This window comes from Pseudoalteromonas sp. S1612, from assembly GCF_005887175.1.
GTDB lineage: Bacteria > Pseudomonadota > Gammaproteobacteria > Enterobacterales > Alteromonadaceae > Pseudoalteromonas > Pseudoalteromonas undina.
Genome location: NZ_PNDH01000002.1, coordinates 90,819 through 111,787, shown reverse-complemented (window position 1 = coordinate 111,787; position 20,969 = coordinate 90,819). Strand labels below are relative to the sequence as shown.

Annotated in this window: 20 protein-coding genes; 14 read left to right on the top strand and 6 right to left on the bottom strand. The window is 40.0% G+C overall.

Annotation, left to right across the window (positions count from 1 at the left end; all coding sequences use genetic code 11):
* Positions 1 to 4 precede the first annotated feature (4 nt).
* The 8 genes from CWB78_RS18865 (at position 5) to CWB78_RS19060 (ending at position 5,096) form a co-directional block, all read left to right on the top strand.
* The gene (locus CWB78_RS18865; RefSeq protein WP_212750854.1) at positions 5 to 553 is read left to right on the top strand and encodes a DUF4145 domain-containing protein; all 549 of its coding nucleotides are present in this window, start codon (positions 5 to 7) and stop codon (positions 551 to 553) included.
* Between the two features lie 141 nt (positions 554 to 694).
* Positions 695 to 1,033: a hypothetical protein gene (locus tag CWB78_RS00795; protein WP_138593923.1), complete on the top strand. Its 339-nt coding sequence runs from the start codon at positions 695 to 697 to the stop codon at positions 1,031 to 1,033.
* A gap of 203 nt (positions 1,034 to 1,236) precedes the next feature.
* The gene (locus CWB78_RS00790; protein ID WP_138593922.1) at positions 1,237 to 1,833 is read left to right on the top strand and encodes a hypothetical protein; all 597 of its coding nucleotides are present in this window, start codon (positions 1,237 to 1,239) and stop codon (positions 1,831 to 1,833) included.
* 126 nt (positions 1,834 to 1,959) lie between these two features.
* Positions 1,960 to 2,427, top strand: a complete 468-nt coding sequence (locus CWB78_RS00785; protein ID WP_138593921.1) for a nuclear transport factor 2 family protein — start codon at positions 1,960 to 1,962, stop codon at positions 2,425 to 2,427.
* Positions 2,428 to 3,104: 677 nt separating this feature from the next.
* Positions 3,105 to 3,500: a hypothetical protein gene (locus CWB78_RS00775; RefSeq protein WP_138593920.1), complete on the top strand. Its 396-nt coding sequence runs from the start codon at positions 3,105 to 3,107 to the stop codon at positions 3,498 to 3,500.
* Between the two features lie 144 nt (positions 3,501 to 3,644).
* Entirely contained in the window at positions 3,645 to 4,295 is a 651-nt protein-coding gene (yidC, locus tag CWB78_RS00770) for a membrane protein insertase YidC (RefSeq protein ID WP_138593919.1), read from the top strand.
* A 27-nt stretch (positions 4,296 to 4,322) separates the two neighbouring features.
* Positions 4,323 to 4,748, top strand: a complete 426-nt coding sequence (locus tag CWB78_RS00765) for a GNAT family N-acetyltransferase (RefSeq protein ID WP_138593918.1) — start codon at positions 4,323 to 4,325, stop codon at positions 4,746 to 4,748.
* A gap of 27 nt (positions 4,749 to 4,775) precedes the next feature.
* Entirely contained in the window at positions 4,776 to 5,096 is a 321-nt protein-coding gene (locus CWB78_RS19060; RefSeq protein WP_283957122.1) for a DUF3955 domain-containing protein, read from the top strand.
* Between the two features lie 9 nt (positions 5,097 to 5,105).
* On the opposite strand, the gene CWB78_RS00755 is transcribed toward CWB78_RS19060, so the two are convergent.
* Positions 5,106 to 5,738 carry a trimeric intracellular cation channel family protein gene (locus tag CWB78_RS00755; protein ID WP_075169453.1) on the bottom strand — a complete coding sequence of 211 codons (633 nt, stop codon included), beginning with the start codon at positions 5,736 to 5,738 and terminating at the stop codon, positions 5,106 to 5,108.
* A gap of 290 nt (positions 5,739 to 6,028) precedes the next feature.
* Positions 6,029 to 7,045, bottom strand: coding sequence for a LacI family DNA-binding transcriptional regulator (locus tag CWB78_RS00750; RefSeq protein ID WP_010389839.1), 1,017 nt, complete (start codon positions 7,043 to 7,045; stop codon positions 6,029 to 6,031).
* 290 nt (positions 7,046 to 7,335) lie between these two features.
* Between CWB78_RS00750 and glk the strand changes: the two genes are divergently transcribed.
* The 6 genes from glk to CWB78_RS00720 all read left to right on the top strand — a co-directional run bounded on the left by glk (position 7,336) and on the right by CWB78_RS00720 (position 14,493).
* Positions 7,336 to 8,334, top strand: a complete 999-nt coding sequence (gene glk, locus CWB78_RS00745) for a glucokinase (protein ID WP_010389841.1) — start codon at positions 7,336 to 7,338, stop codon at positions 8,332 to 8,334.
* A gap of 29 nt (positions 8,335 to 8,363) precedes the next feature.
* The gene (locus CWB78_RS00740) at positions 8,364 to 9,377 is read left to right on the top strand and encodes a LacI family DNA-binding transcriptional regulator (protein WP_010389842.1); all 1,014 of its coding nucleotides are present in this window, start codon (positions 8,364 to 8,366) and stop codon (positions 9,375 to 9,377) included.
* A 338-nt stretch (positions 9,378 to 9,715) separates the two neighbouring features.
* Entirely contained in the window at positions 9,716 to 11,566 is a 1,851-nt protein-coding gene (gene edd / locus CWB78_RS00735; protein WP_138593917.1) for a phosphogluconate dehydratase, read from the top strand.
* Between the two features lie 33 nt (positions 11,567 to 11,599).
* The gene (gene eda, locus CWB78_RS00730) at positions 11,600 to 12,232 is read left to right on the top strand and encodes a bifunctional 4-hydroxy-2-oxoglutarate aldolase/2-dehydro-3-deoxy-phosphogluconate aldolase (RefSeq protein WP_054200836.1); all 633 of its coding nucleotides are present in this window, start codon (positions 11,600 to 11,602) and stop codon (positions 12,230 to 12,232) included.
* Positions 12,229 to 13,233 (top strand): type I glyceraldehyde-3-phosphate dehydrogenase, encoded by a 1,005-nt coding sequence (gene gap, locus CWB78_RS00725; protein WP_010389845.1) that lies wholly within the window; start codon positions 12,229 to 12,231, stop codon positions 13,231 to 13,233. The genes eda and gap overlap by 4 nt, the downstream gene beginning before the upstream one ends.
* Positions 13,234 to 13,368: 135 nt before the next feature.
* On the top strand, positions 13,369 to 14,493 hold the full coding sequence (locus tag CWB78_RS00720) for a sterol desaturase family protein (RefSeq protein WP_010389847.1): 1,125 nt from the start codon (positions 13,369 to 13,371) through the stop codon (positions 14,491 to 14,493).
* A 44-nt stretch (positions 14,494 to 14,537) separates the two neighbouring features.
* Here the strand turns inward: CWB78_RS00720 and CWB78_RS00715 are convergent, their stop codons facing one another.
* From CWB78_RS00715 to CWB78_RS00700, 4 genes are all read right to left on the bottom strand, one after another.
* Positions 14,538 to 15,815 (bottom strand): protein kinase, encoded by a 1,278-nt coding sequence (locus CWB78_RS00715; protein ID WP_138593916.1) that lies wholly within the window; start codon positions 15,813 to 15,815, stop codon positions 14,538 to 14,540.
* Between the two features lie 122 nt (positions 15,816 to 15,937).
* On the bottom strand, positions 15,938 to 16,651 hold the full coding sequence (locus tag CWB78_RS00710; RefSeq protein WP_008110544.1) for a YebC/PmpR family DNA-binding transcriptional regulator: 714 nt from the start codon (positions 16,649 to 16,651) through the stop codon (positions 15,938 to 15,940).
* 164 nt (positions 16,652 to 16,815) lie between these two features.
* Positions 16,816 to 18,894 (bottom strand): M13 family metallopeptidase, encoded by a 2,079-nt coding sequence (locus tag CWB78_RS00705; RefSeq protein WP_138593915.1) that lies wholly within the window; start codon positions 18,892 to 18,894, stop codon positions 16,816 to 16,818.
* 187 nt (positions 18,895 to 19,081) lie between these two features.
* Positions 19,082 to 20,872 carry an ABCB family ABC transporter ATP-binding protein/permease gene (locus CWB78_RS00700; protein WP_171040279.1) on the bottom strand — a complete coding sequence of 597 codons (1,791 nt, stop codon included), beginning with the start codon at positions 20,870 to 20,872 and terminating at the stop codon, positions 19,082 to 19,084.
* Positions 20,873 to 20,969: the final 97 nt, after the last annotated feature.

Here is a 20,969-nt window from a genome sequence, read left to right as displayed (position 1 = left end):
TTAAATGGTATGGAAAAACGTAAATCAGTTGAAGTCAATTCAATATACTTGTGGTCATTGTGGCAATATCATTGCAACTCGCGATGGCTTTTATTCAAATGATAATCAGGCTATTTATCTCTGTACTCACTGCTCACAACCTACGCATTTTAATGGGCGCGGTGCGCAATATCCAGATGTAGCTCCAGGAAACGATGTTGGTCATTTGCCAGAAGACTTAGCCGAATTGTACAAAGAAGCGCGGAACTGTGTTGCTGCATCTGCCTATACAGGGTCAGTTCTACTTTGCAGAAAATTGCTAATGAACATTGGCGTAAAGCAAGGTGCAGAAATAGGTAAACCATTTATTCATTACGTGAATTATCTTGCAGAGCAGGGCTATATTCCTCCAAATGGCCGCGGCTGGGTTGACCACATTAGAAAAAAAGGAAACGAAGCTACTCATGAAATTGCTCTAATGAGTAAAAGCGACTGTGAAGATCTAATTGCTTTTTCTGAAATGTTAATGAAGTTTATCTATGAATTTCCAAATAAAGTACCAGCTCCAGAGTAATAGTATTTTTTAGATATGGCGTGTTTCAAATATAACAAGCGCATCAACGCGGAACGCCATTCCGCTGGTCGCTCCATGTCGTCCGGTTATGCGGGCGTTATGCACAGTGTTAGTAGATAGTTAATTTTAAAAGGATAGAAGATGATTCCGATTCAAGAAGTAGATATTTATTCAGATAATAACATTAAGATTTCAGCTCATGTTATTGTGCCAAATACCGATATGGCAGCCGCTGAAGCAATTATTTATGATCCAAATTATAATGAGCTTTATAGTGCTTACCAGACTATTGGCCAATACCCTACTGCAATCGCAGCATTTGAAGCAATTGTGTTAGCAAGCAATAAATATATCGCTAAGTCTGGTGGCAATATTACTCGCATAAATAACCCGTGTAACACTGAGTTTGTTAATGAGGTTGAGCAACAAAATATTATTAGTTCACACTCGATCGATGTCAGCATTGAAGTAAATGCATAACATGGGCAAGCAACGGACTCGTCAAACTGTCACTTGTTTTGCAAGGAGCCGCAAAACAAGCGCCAGTTTAACTCACCGCTGTTGCCGGCGTTATGACGATGTGAAGGTATAATGGAAGATTAAAAGTATGGAGATATCTAGACTTCACCAAGTTCATTAGTTTACTGAGTTCAAAGTGCCTCTATATATCTAGAGTAGATTGCATGCTAGACGATTTTGAAGGCTCCTATCCATCTAGTTATTTAAACTCTGGGGGTGAGCTCCACGGAATGCATGAAAATCCATTAACGCGGAAAAAGTTGCGAAAACATGTTGCAATCAACTGCTGGCACCGTAATGAATATGAGTCTGCGGCTATGTGGAGTTTGTATTTAAAAAGCGATGAAGGAGTGGCAATTCAGACTCGCGTGGAGGTTTTGGTAGAAGAGTTATTTGAAGGCGCTCCTGATGGTTACCTTCCTACTGTGGTTCCTGTCAAATATATAGATTTTGAAAGAGATACCCCAGAAATGGGCTTTATCGGTGCTTATCGACTAAAAAGGAAAAGCTTTGAACATGAAAATGAGGTCAGAGCTGTAGTATGTAAGTGTGATAAGGATTGGAGTATTTCAGGGGTAGAAGCAATCCCTGAATCAGGAATTTCAATTCCGGTAGATTTAAATAACCTTATTGAAAATATTTTTGTGTCACCAACAGCACCAAAATGGTTTTTAGATTTAGTATCATCATCGGCCAAAACATATGGGTTAGCCTGCAAGGTTCATCAATCTTCTTTAAAATCAGATAGTCCATTGTATTAATCGTCATAACAAGCTGTTCAAGCGGGACAAATAACAGTTGGCTTTTGCTCGTTCCTCGCTTATTTTAGCCAACTACAATTTGCCCCTTAACAGGGCGTTATGTGAATCTCACGGTAAGGAGTACCAATGAAGAAATATATTTCAATTCTAGCTATTTTAATCATTTTAATTTCATCCGATGCGTTTGCAAATGAAGAGCAATTTGATTACGAGCAATTCGTTAATCAATATCATCAAGCAATGACTAATACTCAAAGGCCTGGAGCATCCAAAGAAGATTTAGAGAGTTATCTATCATTATTAACTGAAGATGTGGGCAATCAGCATTTCCCGAATGCTCCAGATGATTCCAGAGAGGCTAATGGTAAAAAACTAATGCGTGAAGGTATGTCACGTTATTTAGGTGTTCATACAGAGTATGAAGCTAAAATTCTTGAGTATATTGTCGGTTATAATTCTATTGCACTTAAACATACTTTCTCTGCTAAAGGCTTACGCTCCGATGGCTCTGAGTTTAGTTACAGTAAAGTGGTACTCGATGTTTTAGAGTTAGAAAATGGTAAAGTATCTGTAATTCGCAGATACGGAAAATAATTCACATAACAAGTATGGTGAGTCAAAAGGGGAAGTTTTATATGAAGCGAATGGTATAAAATAATGCAATTAATTGATCCATCTTCCATTCAAGTCATTTCAGCATACTTTTTTTCGGTGGTTGTATAGGTGTTTTTATTTGGATTGGTTTGGTTATTTACTTAAAAACTAAGTGGTTACCATTACTCGAAGAAACTCTTGATGATGGTGTTAAGTTTTATAGCCTTAACATCTTTTTATCCGCTAGCGGAATTCTACAATACGCTACGGTTTTTATTTGGTCCTTTCATGCTAAGCGTTACGGAATGTTTGAAAAAAGGCAGAGTATACCTAAACATATTCAAAAGTGGTTTGTTTTTGCTTTTTTTTGGTTGATGTTTAGTGGGGCATTAATAGTAATATCTGCTGTTATTACTTAAGTGTATACTCAATAAAATAAACTTATAAGATAATTGGATTTCTTACATATACAGAAGTAAGAATGTATTTAGGAATTTAATTATGATTAAGTTTATAGCTGGCAGTTAGGATGGGCGTCATTGAATTCTTTATGTGAATGTTTATTCATGTTAACGTTTGTCGTTTAGTTAATTGACAAACTAATTATGGCTCTAGCATTGAATTAAGCTAACACCGTGTGGGAGTCATTATCTATAGGCATCTACGCAGGATACTTAATGGAGCCAGATTACCAAAACTATAGCCTCCAAGAGTTATTGGAGGCGCGCAGCTCAATTGATCAGCAAGCTTACCCACTTCGGTATTTTAAAATTTGCCAACAGATTGAGGTTGCGGCCAACAAGCCTCAAGAACGACAAGTTCTCAAAGACCGTGAGTTTTTTTCTAGGCTCGTTTTCGTAAAAGTCATCACATCTTTGCTCAGCATAATTTTAGCTAGCAAATTATATTATGCTTTTTCGGAGGGGTATATTTCTTGGAAAGGAAATACTGACTATTTTGTCCAACAAAGTCCGCAGACATACTATTTTCTTGTTGCAGTGCATTTTTTCTTTTTAGGCTTTTTTTTAGTTTTAGTATTTACAAACTGGTGGATTAAAAAGCAAAATGCCTAATAAAGTTTTAGAGTCGATTTTTGCTCTTTTACCCGTTTAAGTTGACTCTATATCATAGCAACCCATTTTTAGTTTAAAATAAACTATTGACATAATATGTCGCGATGGTTGCTTTTAATACATAATATTAAAAGGAAAACTAAAATGGAAATTTGGAATTTATTTACTGATTTGATCGTGCAATCAATCACCTTTTTTACTCAAGATGTGGGCGTAAGCCAAGCGGCTGCAATTATTTTGTTTACCGTTATTGGGCGATTAGTTTTAATGCCGATTAACCTTGTCGCTATGGCTAATATGGTTAGAAATAAAAAAGCAATTGCCGCACTAAAACCTGAGCTAGATAGCATAAAGAGCAACTATAAAGACCAGCCCAGTGAAATCGCAAAATTAACTATGGCGCTGTATAAAAAGCACAATATTAAGTTTATCGATAAAAAAAGTGTGATTAATATGGCAAGCCAAGGTGTATTTGGCCTTGGAACTTTTCAGGCTCTGCAACAAATTGTATTTACTAGTAAGTTTGCCTGGATTGCCAGTATTGCAAAGCCTGACATTGCGCTTTCCTTACTAGTGGGAGCTATTACATATCTATCTATGATGATGATGCCAGGTAGCGTAGAACAAACCAGCACTTTATTGTTCCTAATTCCCGCAATTATTTGTGTGGTTACTCTGGTTAACTTTCCTTCTGCAATTGGTTTGTACTGGGTTGCATCAAGTAGTACTAGCTTGTTGCAGTCATTATTAGTAAATAAATATTTTAAAAACCAGCAAGCACAACAAGTTTTGTAAAGGTCGCTAAACAAAGGAATGGCAATAATGAATATGTGTTATCAGCCCACAGCCGATTTAATGGCTTCTGCACAGTTAACCTATACCAATATGCGTGGATATTATGAACATTATGGCGTTGATTGGCAGCAACCTAAAATATGTGAGCAAATTTCAGACCTTGAAAATTGGGATGTTTTGTTAAATGGCGATGTAGTGGGTGCAATGCGCTTGGCTTTCGATGATGAGGGTTGCTATATACGTGACTTACAAGTAGATACTGCGTTTCAAAATATGGGTATTGGTGCAGCAGCAATTAGTGAGTGTTCTCGTTTAGCTGTGCACAGAGGTGCTATGCAACTTAGGCTTCGCGTTTTTAAAATAAGCCCTGCGCACAAGCTTTACACACGTTCAGGTTTCAGCATAGATAAAGAAGACGACAGATTTTATTATATGTCTAAAAGCTTAGTTTAATGAGCGTGACTTTTATTTTAAAAATCAATGTTGCTCAGTTACTGTAGATTAATATTCGTTCATTCAAACTGCTATCCCGACAATTTAATAAAATATTTATGGATAGATTATGCGCTTTTTACAAACAAAACAGCCACACTGAGTGTTTGCTTTTTATTGCTTGGCACGGGTTTTATGCTGATAGAAAACAGTGTGTATCAATATGTTGATCATAATGGTGTTCTACATGAAAGCGTGTTTATGCCCTTGAGCATACTGTGTTTTGCTTTGGGAGTTCTTTTTGTGGTTAGTTTGTTAGCCCGAAAAGTATTCGGGCTATTTAAAAGTGCTAGGGCAGGTGGGCATTAACCGCTGCTGTTATTGCTCATTATTTAAATTAGCGGGCTCTAATAAATTAAATGTTGGTAAGCGCCATTTAAAGCGTACCGACGCCATGCGAATTAAATAGCCTACTACTAAACTTGCAACCACGCTGATATTGTCATCAATGTTGTAGTGGTGCAGTGCTAAGTATAAACACGCGACTATAAGTGCTACGCTTGCGTAAAGTTCATGATGAAGTACTAATGGTGCTTGGCGACAAATTAAATCTCGTAATAATCCACCAAATACACCTGTTACTATAGCTGCGACCACACAAATTCCATAGTGCAAACCCATATTAAGTCCAACTTGGCAGCCAATAATACTAAACGCAGCAAGCCCTAGTGCATCTAGGCGCATAAATATGCCTTTAAATTTAACCACCCATTTTGCCAACCAAGTGGTAACAATACCGGCTAGGCAAGTGATCAGTAAATATTCTGGGTGTTTTACCCAAGTCAGCGGGTAGTTACCTAATAAAATATCTCGCACGCTACCACCACCAATAGCTGTGGCACTGGCTACTAACATAACACCAAACCAATCCATGTTTCTGCGCCCAGCGCTAAGAGCACCGGTCATGGCTTCTGCTGTAATACCTATAATATAAACGATGGTTAATAGCATGAGATGATCGCTTGAAGTTTTAACAATAAAATAAAAACAGGATTGTAGTGATAAAAGCATGCATTGACGAGTGAAAAATTACATTAAAAACAGCTGCTTTCAGATTAAAAAAACTAATGTGATAGCGAGGTGTGAATAGCCTGTTAATGTTACGAAAGCACCAGCTTTAGTATTGAAAGTAAAAAGGACAAATGACCGTAAAAATGAAATAAAGCCTGAATTAATTTAAGGTAAAAGAGCGCTGTTGTCTTTAATTTTGTTGCTTCTTAAAAGTGGTTTTACTGAATGAATTAGCTTGAGCCACGTGCAATTAAACGCGGTGGTAGTAGGGTGCTTTGCACTTGCTCACCCCTAATGAGCTTTAATAGGTTTTCAACCAACATTTGCCCAGCAATAGTGGTATTTTGCTCTATGGTTGTCAGCGGCGGATTAATGTAACTGGCAATAGATATATTATCAAAGCCTATCACGGCTACATCTTTTGGTACGTTAATATTGGCTTCTTTTAATGCCCGTATTGCGCCTATTGCTATAAGGTCGCTGGCAGCAAAAAGTGCATTAAAGGTAATGTTATTAGCAATTAATGAACGAGTGGCATGATAGCCTGATTCTTCGGTAGAGATAGCATTGGCAATTTTACGCTCATTAAGTGTAATGCCATTTTGTTGTAACGCGTCTTTAAAGCCATTAAAGCGGGCAAAAAATTCGGGGCTATGATCAGAGGCATCGCCTATAAACGCGCAGTCTTTTCGGCTATGTGCCAATAAATGCTCAGCGGCGAGTTTACCGCCGCCATAATTATCGCAACTTATGGTTAAATCAGGGCGGTTATCAACACTTGCTCCCCAGCAAACAAATTTGGTGTTTTGTTCAAGTAAGGTGTTAAATTTAGGCTGAAAATCTATGTAGTCGCCATAACCTAATAAAATGATGCCATCTGCACGGTGACTGTCTTCGTAATCAGCCTGCCAATCAGCACTGGCCGATTGAAATGACACGAGTAAATCGTAACCCTCTTTAGCGCAGGCACGAGTAATACTGCCCAGCATGGCTAAAAAAAACGGATTGATTTGCGATTCATCTGAGGTCGGATCTTCAAACAACAATAAAGCTAGGGTGCTACTTTGTTGAGTGCGCAGGTTACTGGCGTTTTTATCAACTTTGTAATTAAGCTTTTTGGCAATGTCATGAACCCGCCTTCGGGTTTCATCATTTACCAAGGGACTATTTCGTAAAGCACGAGAAACTGTAGATTGAGACACCCCAGCATAGTGGGCTATATCAAATGAGGTGGCTTTACCTTTCATCACGATTACTTATTTAAGAGGACAATAAGGGGCTATTCTCGTTTATTAGTGATTTTTTTCAAGCTTATTTGTCAATAAAGGCATTTTTTTATTGATTTTTTCATGACACCGGTGTCACAATAAGGACGTTTTATCATTTTGTTGTCAAAACGTATTAGCTACCTTTATTATTAAAGGTAGCCTTTTTTACAGTGATAGCTGCTTTGAGGTGATAGCTCAAAGTAAATAAGTATCAATGATACCCCATTAAAATAATAAGTACTCATTACTTAAACAAAAGAGATAACACTATGGGTTTACACTCTAGCACACACTTTGATCCAATTCTGGTTGCCGATATTGGCGGCACAAATGCTCGCTTTGCGTTGATCACGGGGTTCGACGAATCAAGTAATCAATTTACCATTGAGCATAATCATACGTTTCCAAGTGCTAATTATGGATCGCTCGAAAGTGCTACCGAGTATTACTTATCAACAGTGTCTCATATAAATCCTAAACGTGCGTGCCTAGCAGTGGCAGGACCAATTAACGCAGGCCAAGTTCACTTAACTAACTTAGGTTGGCACTTTAGCGTTAATGATTTCAAACAGCATTTTGACCTTGAACAATTAAGCGTAATAAACGACTTTGCTGCATTCGCTTACGCCGCTCCGTATTTAGATCCTTCTCAAAACGTAACCGTTAAACCTGGCCAAGCAGACGACACAGCAAATATTGGTGTAATGGGCCCAGGTACAGGCTTTGGTGCAGCGTGTTTAGTAAGAACTGCACATTCGTGTGCGGTAATGAGTTCAGAAGGTGGTCATATTTCTCTAGCGGCAGTAAATGAACTTGACGCTCAGCTTATTCAAGCACTTAAGAAAGACCACCCACATGTATCGGTAGAAACTGTGTTTTCTGGACCAGGCATTGCTCATTTGTACAAAGCAATGGCTGCAGTTAAAGGGGTCGCCGCAAAGAATTTAGACGCTGCACAAATTAGTAGCTTAGCCAACAGCGGTGAATGTGAAGTATGTGAGGCAACGCTTAATCAGTTTTGTGATTGGATTGGCAGTGTAGCAGGCGACTTAGCGCTTGCTTACGGTGCTCTTGGTGGCCTTTATATTGGCGGTGGCATATTACCAAGAATGCAGGCTCGTTTACTGGAAAGCCGCTTCATGGAGCGCTTTTCACAAAAGGGCATAATGTCGCAATATACAGGTCAAATTCCGGTCACATTAGTAACACAAGACAACATTCCTTTAATTGGTGCTGCCGCGTGTTTGCATACGAGTCAACAGGTTTAATTACGTTGCATACATTTGGAAATAAATAGATGAAAAAAGTCACTATAAATAGCGTTGCTAGTTATGCCGGTGTATCTAAAAAAACGGTATCGCGCGTACTGAATAACGAACCAAATGTGAGCGCGGCCACCCGCGAGAAAGTATTAGCGGTATTTAAAGAGCTTGATTACACACCTAATCCCATTGCTCGAGGGCTTGCACAAAACCGTAGTTTTATTATTGGTTGTTTATACGATAACCCAAGTAAAAGTTATATTACTCGAGTGCAAACAGGCGCATTAGCTGCTTGCCAAGAAAACAACTATAACTTGCTGATTCACCCTTGTGAGCTCAGAGGTGATGCACTTATTAATAATATAGAGCAGCTATTACAGTCATCACGCCTTGATGGTTTAGTACTTACGCCACCATTTTGTGACTTTTCAGAACTGGTTGACTTTTTAAAGTCGAAAAAGATTCCTTATGCTCGAGTGGCTTCTGCTATTTTAGAAGATGACTCTATTTCTGTTACCAGTAATGACGAGCAGGGCGCATTTGAAATTACCGAGCACTTAATAAACCTAGGGCATACGTCTATCGCGTTTATTAAAGGTCACCCAGATCACAGTGCTACACAGCAGCGTTTTAAAGGCTACAGGCGCGCGTTAGCAAGCCATGGTATTGAATTTAATGAACGCTTAGTTGAAGAGGGTAACTTTAGTTATCACTCAGGGGTAGACAGTGCGCGTAGTATTTTAGATTTATCGCCACGACCTACTGCTGTATTTGCATCGAATGATTACATGGCAGCCGCCGTGCTTAAATTAGCCACACAGCGTAACTTGCGTGTACCAGATGACATTTCTATTGCTGGCTTTGATAACGCCCCCATAGCGCGTCATATTTGGCCCGGGCTAACGACTATAGCGCAACCCGTAGAAGAAATGACTAAACAAGCTGTTACCCAGTTAATTACCCATATTATTGAGCCGCAAGAGTCGCCGTATAAGGTGATTTTAGAAGCAAAATTAATCACGCGAGAGTCAACCGCAGCCGTAAAATAAAACCGCTTTTTCACAGTAGCCCGAGTATGAGTGACGCTTACTCGGGCTTTTTTTATCTGCATTTTTAACCTTCATTATTTGCCGCTAATATTTCACTAAAAATTCACGTTTATTTATTGCACATGTTAAAAAAAATGACTATTTTTATTACTCAGGGTTGACACCGGTGTCATTGTCATGCGTTAATACCCTGACACCGGTGTCAGGGTTGTTGTGAGAGGCTCCCTGGTAGCGTACCTTTGAACGGGTAAGTCAAAGATGCTCAGTACAGTTATTTTCGTGGAGTCTATAATTGTTACTGAGCCTTTATCCTCTAACGAATAGAGATGAGTAAAATTATGTTGCACCCTCGAATTCAAGAAGTCACAGAACGCGTTATTGAGCGCAGTAAACAAACCCGTCAAGCCTATTTAGATCGTATTTCGCACGCAAAAAAACAAACAAGAGTTCGTGCTGGTTTAGGCTGTGGCAATATTGCCCATGTTATGGCTGCGTGCAGCAGCGATGACAAAGCGCGTTTAAAAGCAGATGAGGTGCCAAACCTTGCAATTATTAATTCTTATAACGACATGTTATCTGCGCATGTGCCTTACAAAGAATACCCAGATTTAATTAAAAGCATTGCCACTAAATTTGACGCGACCGCGCAAGTTGCTGGCGGTGTACCTGCAATGTGTGATGGCGTTACCCAAGGTCGTGACGGCATGGAACTATCGCTTTTCTCTCGTGACGTTATTGCTATGTCTACTGCGGTTTCTTTATCGCATGATGTGTTTGATGGTGTGTTTTGTTTAGGTGTGTGTGACAAAATTGTTCCTGGCTTATTAATTGGTGCTTTATCATTTGGTCACTTACCTGTGTATTTTTTACCAGCAGGACCAATGCAGTCAGGTATTCCAAACAAAGACAAAGCACGCGTGCGTCAGAAGTTTGCCCAAGGTTTAGTATCTCGCGATGAGTTATTAGAGGCGGAAAGTGCTTCTTATCACAGCGCGGGTACTTGTACGTTTTATGGCACTGCAAATTCAAACCAAATGTTAATGGAAATTATGGGCTTACACTTACCAGGTAGCTCGTTTATCAATCCATACACAGAATTGCGTGATGGCTTAACGGGTAATGCAGTTGAAACCATGCTCAAGCAGCTTACAGAAAACAAAGATGGCCCGTGTTTAGCGGATGTGATCAGCGAAAAAACCATTATTAATGGTCTCGTTGGTTTGCTATCAACTGGTGGCTCAACCAACCATGCAATCCATATTGTGGCAATTGCAAAAGCGGCTGGTATTCAGCTTACGTGGAAAGACATGTCTGATTTATCCGCTGTTGTACCACTACTGACACGTATCTACCCTAACGGCTCTGCTGATGTGAACCATTTCCAAGCAGCTGGTGGTATGGGCTTCTTAATGCGTGAATTAGCAGGTGCTGGTTACCTACATACAGATGTAACCACTATTTTAGGCGAAGGTCTTGCACCTTACATGTGTGAGCCGCTACTCGATAAAGACGATAACTTGATTATGAGTGATGCCAATGGCCCTAGTAAAGTTAAATGGGTTGCGTGTCCTGAAAACTCACATGATGAAGAAGTACTTCGTCCTGTAAGTAATCCATTTAGCAAGCAAGGTGGTTTACAGCTACTAACTGGTAACTTAGGTAAGGCGGTTATTAAAGTATCAGCCGTTGCAGAATCTCATCAAGTGGTGTCAGCACCAGCTAAAGTATTTAGCTCACAAGGTGAGTTACAAGACGCTTATACCCGTGGTGAGCTTAACCAAGATTTCATTGCTGTTCTTAAAGAGCAAGGCCCTAAGGCTAAAGGCATGCCAGAGCTTCATAAGCTCACGCCGGTAATGGCAACATTACAAGATCAGGGCTATAAAGTGGCCATTGTTACTGACGGACGTATGTCGGGTGCATCAGGCAAAGTACCAGCGGCAATCCACTTAGCACCTGAAGCAGTTGAAGGTGGCATTATAGCTAAAATCCATGAAGGCGATATTGTTACTTTAGATGCGCCAAATGGTATTTTAAAAGTGCATGTAAGCGACGAAGAACTTGCACAGCGTGAGCTACAAATTAGCCAAGCAAGCCAAACATTTGGTACAGGCCGTGAATTATTTACTGGATTTAGAAATATCGTAAGCAGTGCCGACTTAGGTGCAAGTGCTTTTGGACTTGAATAATAATTAGCCATATTGGGTAATGAGGAACAAGTAATGAGTATTGAAAAAATCTTAGCATCGGCACCCGTTGTGCCAGTGGTGGTAATCGAAAAACTAGAAGATGCCGCACCACTTGCAAGAGCGTTGTACAACGGTGGCTTAAAAGCACTTGAAATTACACTACGTACACCAATTGCTGCACAAGCTGTAAAGTTAATGAAAGCTGAAGTACCAGAGGCCTATGTAGGTACTGGCACTGTGGTTGATAAAGCAAGCTTTAACGCGTCAGTTGAAGCGGGCGCTGACTTTATGGTGAGCCCAGGCGTAAGCGATGAACTGTTAGCATTGGCAAAAGAGTCAAGTATTCCTTTTTTACCCGGTGCAGCAACCCCAAGCGAAGTGATGAACTTAGCAGCGCACGGCTTTAAATTTTTAAAGTTTTTTCCTGCAGAAGCTGCAGGCGGAACTGCGATGATTAAGTCGATTGGCGGCCCATTACCTGATATTACTTTTTGTCCAACTGGTGGCATTAGTTTAGCTACTGCGCCTAATTACTTAGCACTTAACAATGTTATTTGTGTAGGTGGTACGTGGATGTTAGACAAACAACTTATAGAAAATAAAGACTGGCAAGCTATTGAAACGCTTGCTCGCCAAGCATGTGAAGTTAATAGGAGTCAAAAATGATTAATGTAGCAATTAATGGCTACGGCCGTATCGGTCGTAATGTATTGCGTGCACTGTATGAATCAGCGCAAAATAATGAAATTAAAATTGTGGCTATTAACGATTTAGCCCCAGCCAATGTAAATGCTCATCTGACTCAGTTTGACTCAGTACATGGTCGTTTTTCACAGCAAGTAACACTTAAAGATAACACTATGCTAATTGGCGATGATGTGATCACGCTAACGCAAGAACGTGACCCTGCTAATTTACCGTGGAAAGAACTAAACGTTGATATCGTACTTGAATGTACGGGGTTATTTACTTCTCGCGAAGCAGCTAATAAGCATATTGAAGCGGGCGCGAAAAAAGTAGTGGTATCGGCTCCTGGTACAGATATGGATGCTACAGTAGTACACGGTGTAAATAGCGATGTAATTAATGCCGATAGCAACATTATTTCTAATGCTTCATGTACAACCAATTGTTTAGCGCCTGTTGCTAAAGCAATTAACGATACAGTAGGAATTGAACAAGGTAGCATGACCACCATTCATGCTTACACCAACGATCAAAACTTATCTGACGTATACCACCCAGATTTATACCGCGCGCGTAGTGCGACTCAATCTATGATCCCAACTAAAACAGGTGCTGCAAAAGCGGTTGGATTAGTTCTGCCTGAACTTGCCGGTAAACTAGATGGTATGGCGGTACGTGTACCAACCATTAATGTGTCGTTAGTTGATTTAACATTTATTGCTAAGCGTGACACAAGTATTGAAGAAATTAACCAAGTAGTTAAAGATGCTGCGTTTGGCTCTATGAAAGGTATTTTAGAGTACAATGAGCTGCCGCTTGTTTCTATCGACTTTAACCATAACCCAGCATCATCAATTTTTGATGCAACGCAAACGCGTGCTGATGGTAAATTAGTTAAAGTAATGGCGTGGTACGACAACGAATGGGGTTTCTCAAACCGCATGTTAGATCAAGTTAAAGCGCTGGGTGCTTATTTATAATTTTTCCGTGTAGTTAAATTTTACTTTATCCAGCCAAGCCACGCACTGCGTGGCTTTTTTTGTGTTTTAGTTAGCCCAAAGTTTGCTAGAATATGCGCACTAGAATAGGGACTGCATATTATATTAAGGGAAATAATGCTAAAACACGTCACTAAAAAAATATTTCGTACTAGTCACCTGCAAATTGGTGAGGGTAATATCAGCGGTTATATTGCTTGCTTTTTGGCAATATTAAGTTGCTTAGGAGTGCTTGCATTCCACTTTCCGGAATATTTAACAACTCCAGAATTACGCAAAAGCTATAGCGTTGACTTTTTACGTCAGCTCATGTTTGTTGCTCTTATTATTTCCGGTAGCTTAGGGTTACTTAATTTTGTACGAAATACGAATAAGCGTTTGGGTGCCACTGCGTGGTTTTTTATTATACTGGCCATTAGCTTTGGTGGCCCGAATGTTGAAGTGAATGACTTTGCAGATAACACTCCTTATATTGGCTTAGATTGGTTTATATTAGACTTACTAGGCTCTACCTTAATTTTTATTTTAATTGAAAAACTACTTCCGCATCGAAAAGAGCAAAAAATACTTCGTAGTGAATGGCGCGGGGATTTAAACCACTTCTTTGTTAATCACTTAATAGTGGGCTTTGTATTACTGGTTACTAATCATTTTGTTCATTATGGTTTTGGTTGGGCGGTTTCGAGCACACTGCAAGCTTACATAGCGCAAATGCCGTTTATACTTCAGCTATTTTTAATTATTTTGGTGGCTGATTTAATGCAGTATTGGACGCATCGTGCGTATCACGAAGTGCCATTTATGTGGCGATTTCATGGTGTGCATCACAGTGCCAAAGAAATGGATTGGCTCGCAGGCTCTCGTCAGCATATTTTAGAAATACTGATCACCCGTAGTTTAGTGTTAACCCCTATATTTGTGCTGGGGTTTTCACAGCAAATAATCAGCTTATATGTAATTATTGTTGGTTTTCAAGCCGTATTTAATCATGCTAACGTGAATGTAAAATTTGGGTGGTTGAAATATTTTATGGTTACTCCGCAGTTTCACCATTGGCATCACGCATCCGATAAAGCTGCCATTGATCGAAATTATGCAGCCCATTTCTCGTTTTTAGATTATTTATTTGGTACTGCGGTAAAAGGCCAAGCAGAGTGGCCTAAAGAATATGGTGTTGTCGGGGACTACATGCCTGTAGGTATGCTAAAGCAACAAATTTACCCGTTTAAAAAACAAAAATAGTCTGTAGTTTTAGATTGCGGCCATAAGATTCATGGCCGCAGCAATCATAAAAAGTCAGCTAATACTCTAAGCGTTGGCCGCTGTGCAACATTTTCGCTCATGCATAGCTGCGAAATATGTTGTAAGTGCATTACTTCAGCACTTTGCTCGTGGCAGGTGGTAAGTAAATCCTCAATTAAACACCCTAAAGCGCGCACTTCTATTAATTGCATTTGTTGACGTTGATAATCACTCAGCATAGTAAGATCAGTAGCTGCGCCAAAATCACCAAACAGAACCCTTGCTTGCGGGTTTACCATAGTATTGTGCGCATAAATGTCACCATGGCTTATATTGTGTTGGTGTAAGTGTGCCACAGTACAAACCATTTGCTTTGCAATGCTATAAATTGTATCGGTAGAGTAATGGCAATCACTTTCAAATGTATCACGAGTACAGGTATCAAGGCTGGGAGGTAAGCCTAGATTCGTAAAGCTTGAATCAATTAACTCCATCACTAAACCAAGCTGTTGCTGTTGTTCAATGTAAGCCAGTACTTTAATTAAGTTTGGATGCTCAAGCGCTTGCAAGCAGCAATTAACTTCATCCAGCGGATAACCATCGCTTGTAATACTCCCTTTAAATAACTTAACAGCAACCGGCTCTTTATTTGTTGAATAAGCAAGATGAATAATCCCTGATGCGCCTTGGCCTATTACTTTACTGAGCGAGTAGTCACTCAGTGGTTTATTGGTTAAATTTGATTGGGTAAGGCACTGTGATTTATTAAAGCAATTACCTGCAAATGCAAGCCAAGTAAGCTTAGGAAGTTCAAATAGCCAATCATCAACATGAGTTAATTGATTTGCAGAGAGCCTAATTAGTTCTAAGTTATGGCAGTTTGCCATGCTTGTTGGTAGAGCACTGAGTTGGTTACCTGCCAAAGCCAGCTTTTTAAGCGCAGTGTATTGGCCAAATGTTGCAGGCAGTTTGGCTATTTTATTATCTGTAAGAATAAGCCATTCAATCGCTTTAGGCAGGCTGTTATCTGCAAACTCAGTTATTTGGTTACCTTTAAAGGCAACCATAATAAGAGCGGGGCACTTAGCGAGTATTTTAGGTATATGGTTAAACTGATTAAACGACAAAAACAGTCGTTTTAATTTTGTTAAGCAAGCAAATTCATCAGGTAAATCAGATAAATTGTTATTTGATAAATCCAAGACTTCGAGGGTATCAGCAAGTGTAAAAATTTCTTCAGGAAAGTCGCTTAGCGTTTCAACCAATTGTAGATGTGTTGCGCCAAGCAATTGGCCGTTGCGAAGTTGTGAAAGGGTATTCAAAATTAATTAATCCATTTTACATAAAACAAAAAGGCCAACTAAGTTGACCTTTAAACATTATTTGATCTGTACTCTGCTTGAAACAGATTTATTATTCGAAGTTCAGGTTGTTCGCTTAACGATTAAAATTGAGCGTTATGGTACACGTTTTGTACGTCGTCACAATCTTCAAGCATGGCTAAAAAGCGCTCCATAACTTCAACGTCTTCGCCTTCAATAGGCGCTTCAACTTGAGGTACAAAAGCAATTAAGTCTTCGTCAAATTCTGTCACACCCATTTCTTCAAGTGCTGTGCGGGTATTGTTGTATTCAGTGTGCGGTGCAAATACGGTCACTTTGCCATCTTCTACTTCAACGTCGGTAACATCAACATCTGCCATCATCAGCGCTTCAAGTACGGTTTCATCGTCGTCACCGTCAAACACAAAAATAGCAAGGTGATCAAACAAGTGTGAAACTGAGTTTTGTGCGCCAATTTTAGCGTTTGCTTTGGTAAAACATACACGTACATCAGCAAAAGTACGTTTGTTGTTGTCGGTTAAACAATCAACAATAATCATGCAATTACCTGGGCCGTAACCTTCATAACGTGTGGCTGCATAGTCTTCACCGCCGCCGCCTTTAGCTTTATCAATGGCGCGTTCAATTACGTGAGCCGGTACTTGGTCTTTTTTAGCGCGTTCAATTAAACGACGTAGTGCTAGGTTGCCGTCTGGATCAACACCGCCATTTTTAGCACAAATATAAATTTCTTTACCGTATTTAGAATAAACTTTAGTTTTAGCACCCGCAGTTTTAGCCATTGAATCTTTTTTGTTTTGGTAAGCTCTTCCCATCTGCGTTTCGCCTTAATATGTATAAATAATTGAAAAAAATTGCAAGCCCATATTCTAAAGGTAAATGCGGGGTAGGGCTAGTAAGTATTGTTAGTAGCCAAAAATAAAACAACCCGCATAAGCGGGCTGTTTATTCGTTACAAATGATGAACGTTTGTCAGGTATTACCAAATACGAACGCGTTCTTCTTCTGGTAGGTATAACTCATCGTCTGGTTTTACATCAAATGCTTTATACCAAGCATCATGGTTACGAGGCGCTTGTGCTCTAAAGCGACCTGGTGCGTGTGTACCACCACGTAATTGGTTTAACATACTTTGCTCAGTACGTTTTTCTTTCCATACTTGTGCCCATGCTAAGAAGAAACGTTGATCGCCGGTTACACCGTCAATTACCGGTGCTTCTTTACCATTTAAGCTTAGTTTGTAAGCATGATAAGCCATGGCTAAACCACCCACATCACCAATATTTTCACCTAAACTGTTGCGGCCATTTACAAAGTTACCTGGAATTGGCTCATATTTGCTGTACTGAGCCGCCAGTTTGTCAGCTTTAGCATCAAAAGCAGCACGATCTTCATCAGTCCACCAGTTACGTTGAATGCCGTTAGCGTCAGATTTTGAGCCTTGATCATCAAAGCCATGGCCCATCTCATGGCCAATTACAGCGCCAATGCCACCGTAGTTTACTGCTGGATCTGCATTTGGATCGAAAAACGGCGGTTGTAGTATAGCGGCAGGGAATACAATTTCGTTAAACGAACTATTGTAGTAAGCATTAACACGTTGTGGTGTCATGCCCCAACGATTACGGTCGGTCTTTTTCAGCTCTTTTTCTACACTTTCAGCTTGGAAAAACTCACGCATATTTTTTACATTAGCCATTAAGTCATTTTTGCTAATGCTTAAGCCTTCATAAGATTGCCATTCATCTGGGTAACCAATTTTTGGCACAAACGCCGCTAATTTTGCACGCGCATTTACTTTTGTTTCTGCGCCCATCCAATCTAAGTTATCAATACGCTCACCAAGTGCTGTGCGTAAGTTTTCAACAAGTTCAGACATTTGTTGCTTAGATGACTCAGGGAAATAACGATCTACGTAAATTTTGCCAATTGCAAAGCCCAATGAGCTAGTGCCAGACATTTGGCTGATAGCGCGTTTCCAGCGTGGACGTGGCTCTTGTTGACCATTTAACTCTTTTCCATAAAAGGCAAAGCTAGTGTTAAATATTTCTTCAGATAATAGTCGTGAGTTACCATTAATCGCATGATATGTAAGGTAGTCTTTCCATACGCTTAAATCTTCGTTATTGATTAAGTCAATCATGGCTTTAACAGGTTCAGGCTGCGATACATTTAATTGTGGTACTTTATAACCTGTTTGTGCAAAGTATAAATCCCAGTTAAATCCTGGGTATTGCGCAATTAACTCATCGCGTTTTACTTGGTTTAGGGTTAAATCACGATTACGGCGTTTTTCACGTGGCCAATGACCTTCTGCAATTTTGGTTTCAAGCGCTAAAATCGCTTGTGCACGCTCTGTGGTATTATCAACCCCTGCAAATTTAAGCATATCGGCAATATGTGCAACATACGCTTCACGGGTTTTTACAAAACGTTCTGCATCTTCAAGGTAGTAAGAACGATCAGGTAAGCCTAAGCCACCTGCACCTAATGACATTTCGTATTTATTGGGATCTAAACGGTTAAACCACATACCGCCACCAAGTGGTGCACTTACACCCGTAAGCCAAGATTGGCCAAATACTTTTGCCAAATCATCAGTAGAGGCAACCGTATTAATGTCGTTAAGCAACGGCTTAATTGGCGTGATACCAAGTTTATTAAGCGTCTCGGTATCCATGTACGAGTTATAAAAGTCAGCGACCAGTTGCTCTTCGGCGTTTAAGTTTTCACGTGCTGCAATTTCTTCAATAATTTCTTTAACGCGATCTTCACTGCGCTCAGCTAGCGCAGAGAATGCACCGTAACGGGTTTTATCTGCTGGCATTTCATAGTTGTCGTACCATGAACCACTGGCGTACATGAAGAAATCGTCGCCTGGTTTTACAGCTTCGTTACGCGCAGTTAAATCAACCCCAAACGTGCCTAATTCGGCTTGCTCTGTTGCTTGTGGCTTTTCTGCAACTGCTGCTACTTGCTCAGTTTTTGTTGTTTGTGGCTCAGAACAGCCAGTAATAAATGTGGCAGCGAGCGCCGCTGCAATTAAACTCTTTTTCATTATTTTCCCCTATGAATTCACGTTATTTAATTCGTTATATTTTTGTTATAAAAATAGCTACTTGATTGTATTGATAACTTCACTGCAAACAAACCTTTTGAGGTGAATAACCGTACCGGTCGATAAGATGAATGAAATACTAGCAAAATAGCACTCAGATACTTAAATTGTACCCGAGAGGCTTAGTTTATTGCGCCTTTGACTGCTTTTGTTGTAAGGTCCACATGTGCGCATATTCACCATTTTGCATGAGTAATTCATCATGTTTACCTTGCTCTACTACTTCTCCCGCTTTGAGTACGATAATTGTATCGGCATCGGTAATTGTTGATAAGCGGTGCGCAATAACAATACTGGTATGATTAGAGGCAACTTCTCGCATAGCATTTAATATGGCTTGCTCAGATTGTGAGTCCAGCGCCGAAGTGGCTTCGTCAAAAATTAAAATTGGCGATTGTTTTAAAATAGCGCGAGCAATAGCAATACGTTGTTTTTCGCCACCAGAGACTTTTAGTCCGCGTTCGCCTACCAAGGTTTTATCGCCTTTATCTAGGCTATTAATAAAGTCTGTTAGATGCGCCATGTTTATAGCTTTGTTTACTTCATCTTCACTGGCGCTGGGTCTGCCGTAGTGAATATTTTCGCGTATGCTGGTATTAAATAACACAGTATCTTGCGGCACTATGGCAATAGCTTCACGCAAACTTGCCAAGGTGACCGTGTTTATGGCTTGATTATCAATTTTAATCGCGCCCGATGAAAGTTCATAAAAACGGTATAACAAGCGGGCTAACGAGCTTTTACCTGCGCCACTAGCACCTACAACCGCTACCTTAGCACCAGGATTTACATGAAAACTGACGTTCTTAAGAATAGGACGCTTGCTATCGTAGCTAAAGCTGACGTTTTCAAAGCTAATTGCCCCATTTTTGAGTGCTAATGGTTGCGCGGTTTCGCTATCTGCTACTTTGGGGGAGGTATTTAATAACCCAAGCATGTTTTCAAGGTCGGTAAGGGCACGGCGTATTTCCCGATACACAAATCCCAAGAAGTTAAGCGGTAAAAATAATTGGATCATATACGCATTGATCATTACCAGCTCACCAATCGTTAACTCGCCGGTAACCACTTCATTAGCGCCAAGCCACATTAATGCGGTTATGGCGCATGCAATTATAAGTGCTTGTCCTGAGTTTAGCGCCAGTAACGAGAGTCTGTTTTTTAATCGAGCTTGTTCCCATGTTGCTAAAAACGTATCGTAAGTTTTAGCTTCATGCTGTTCATTATTAAAGTATTTTACGGTTTCGTAATTTAATAAACTGTCGATGGCACGGGTGTTACTTTGGTTGTCGGCAGCATTTGACTCACGAATAAAGCGGTTTCGCCATTGGGTAACCGTCACGGTAAAAAAAATATAAATAGCCACAGCCAATAGGGTGATCAGCGCAAACCAAATAGAAAACAAGCTGCCAAAAATAATCGCCACAGTCATTATTTCAAACAACGTGGGCACAATATTAAACATTAAAAAACGCATTAAAAAGCTTAAGCCACTGGTGCCGCGCTCTATGTCTCGACTTATACCGCCAGTTTGTCTGTCTAAATGAAAGGCTAAATCTAACGAGTGCAAATGTTTAAACACTTTAAGGCCAATATCACGCATGGCATGCTCGGTGACTCGCGAAAATACCGCATCGCGTACTTCACCCAAAAATACGCTAGCAAAGCGCAATGCGCCGTACATAACGAGTAATAAAGTAGGAACAAGAAGTAGTGGATTAATTGATTTATCAACCGAATCAATTATTTCTTTTAAAGCCCATGGCATGAGTAATGTCGCGCCTTTAGCACCGATGAGCGCTAATATAGCAATCAGCACACGGCCTTTAAACTTAGTGATATAAGGCCAAAGAGTTTGAACGCTTTGTTTTAAATTCATGGCGTCGGGGCGTTTTACTGAACTTTGTCTGGAGCGCATCGAGGATCTCAGTATTTGATATTATATAAATGAATTAGCTTAAGACCTGCTATTGTATTTTAATTAGCTGCCCTTATATACTAGCTATCCTTTATTT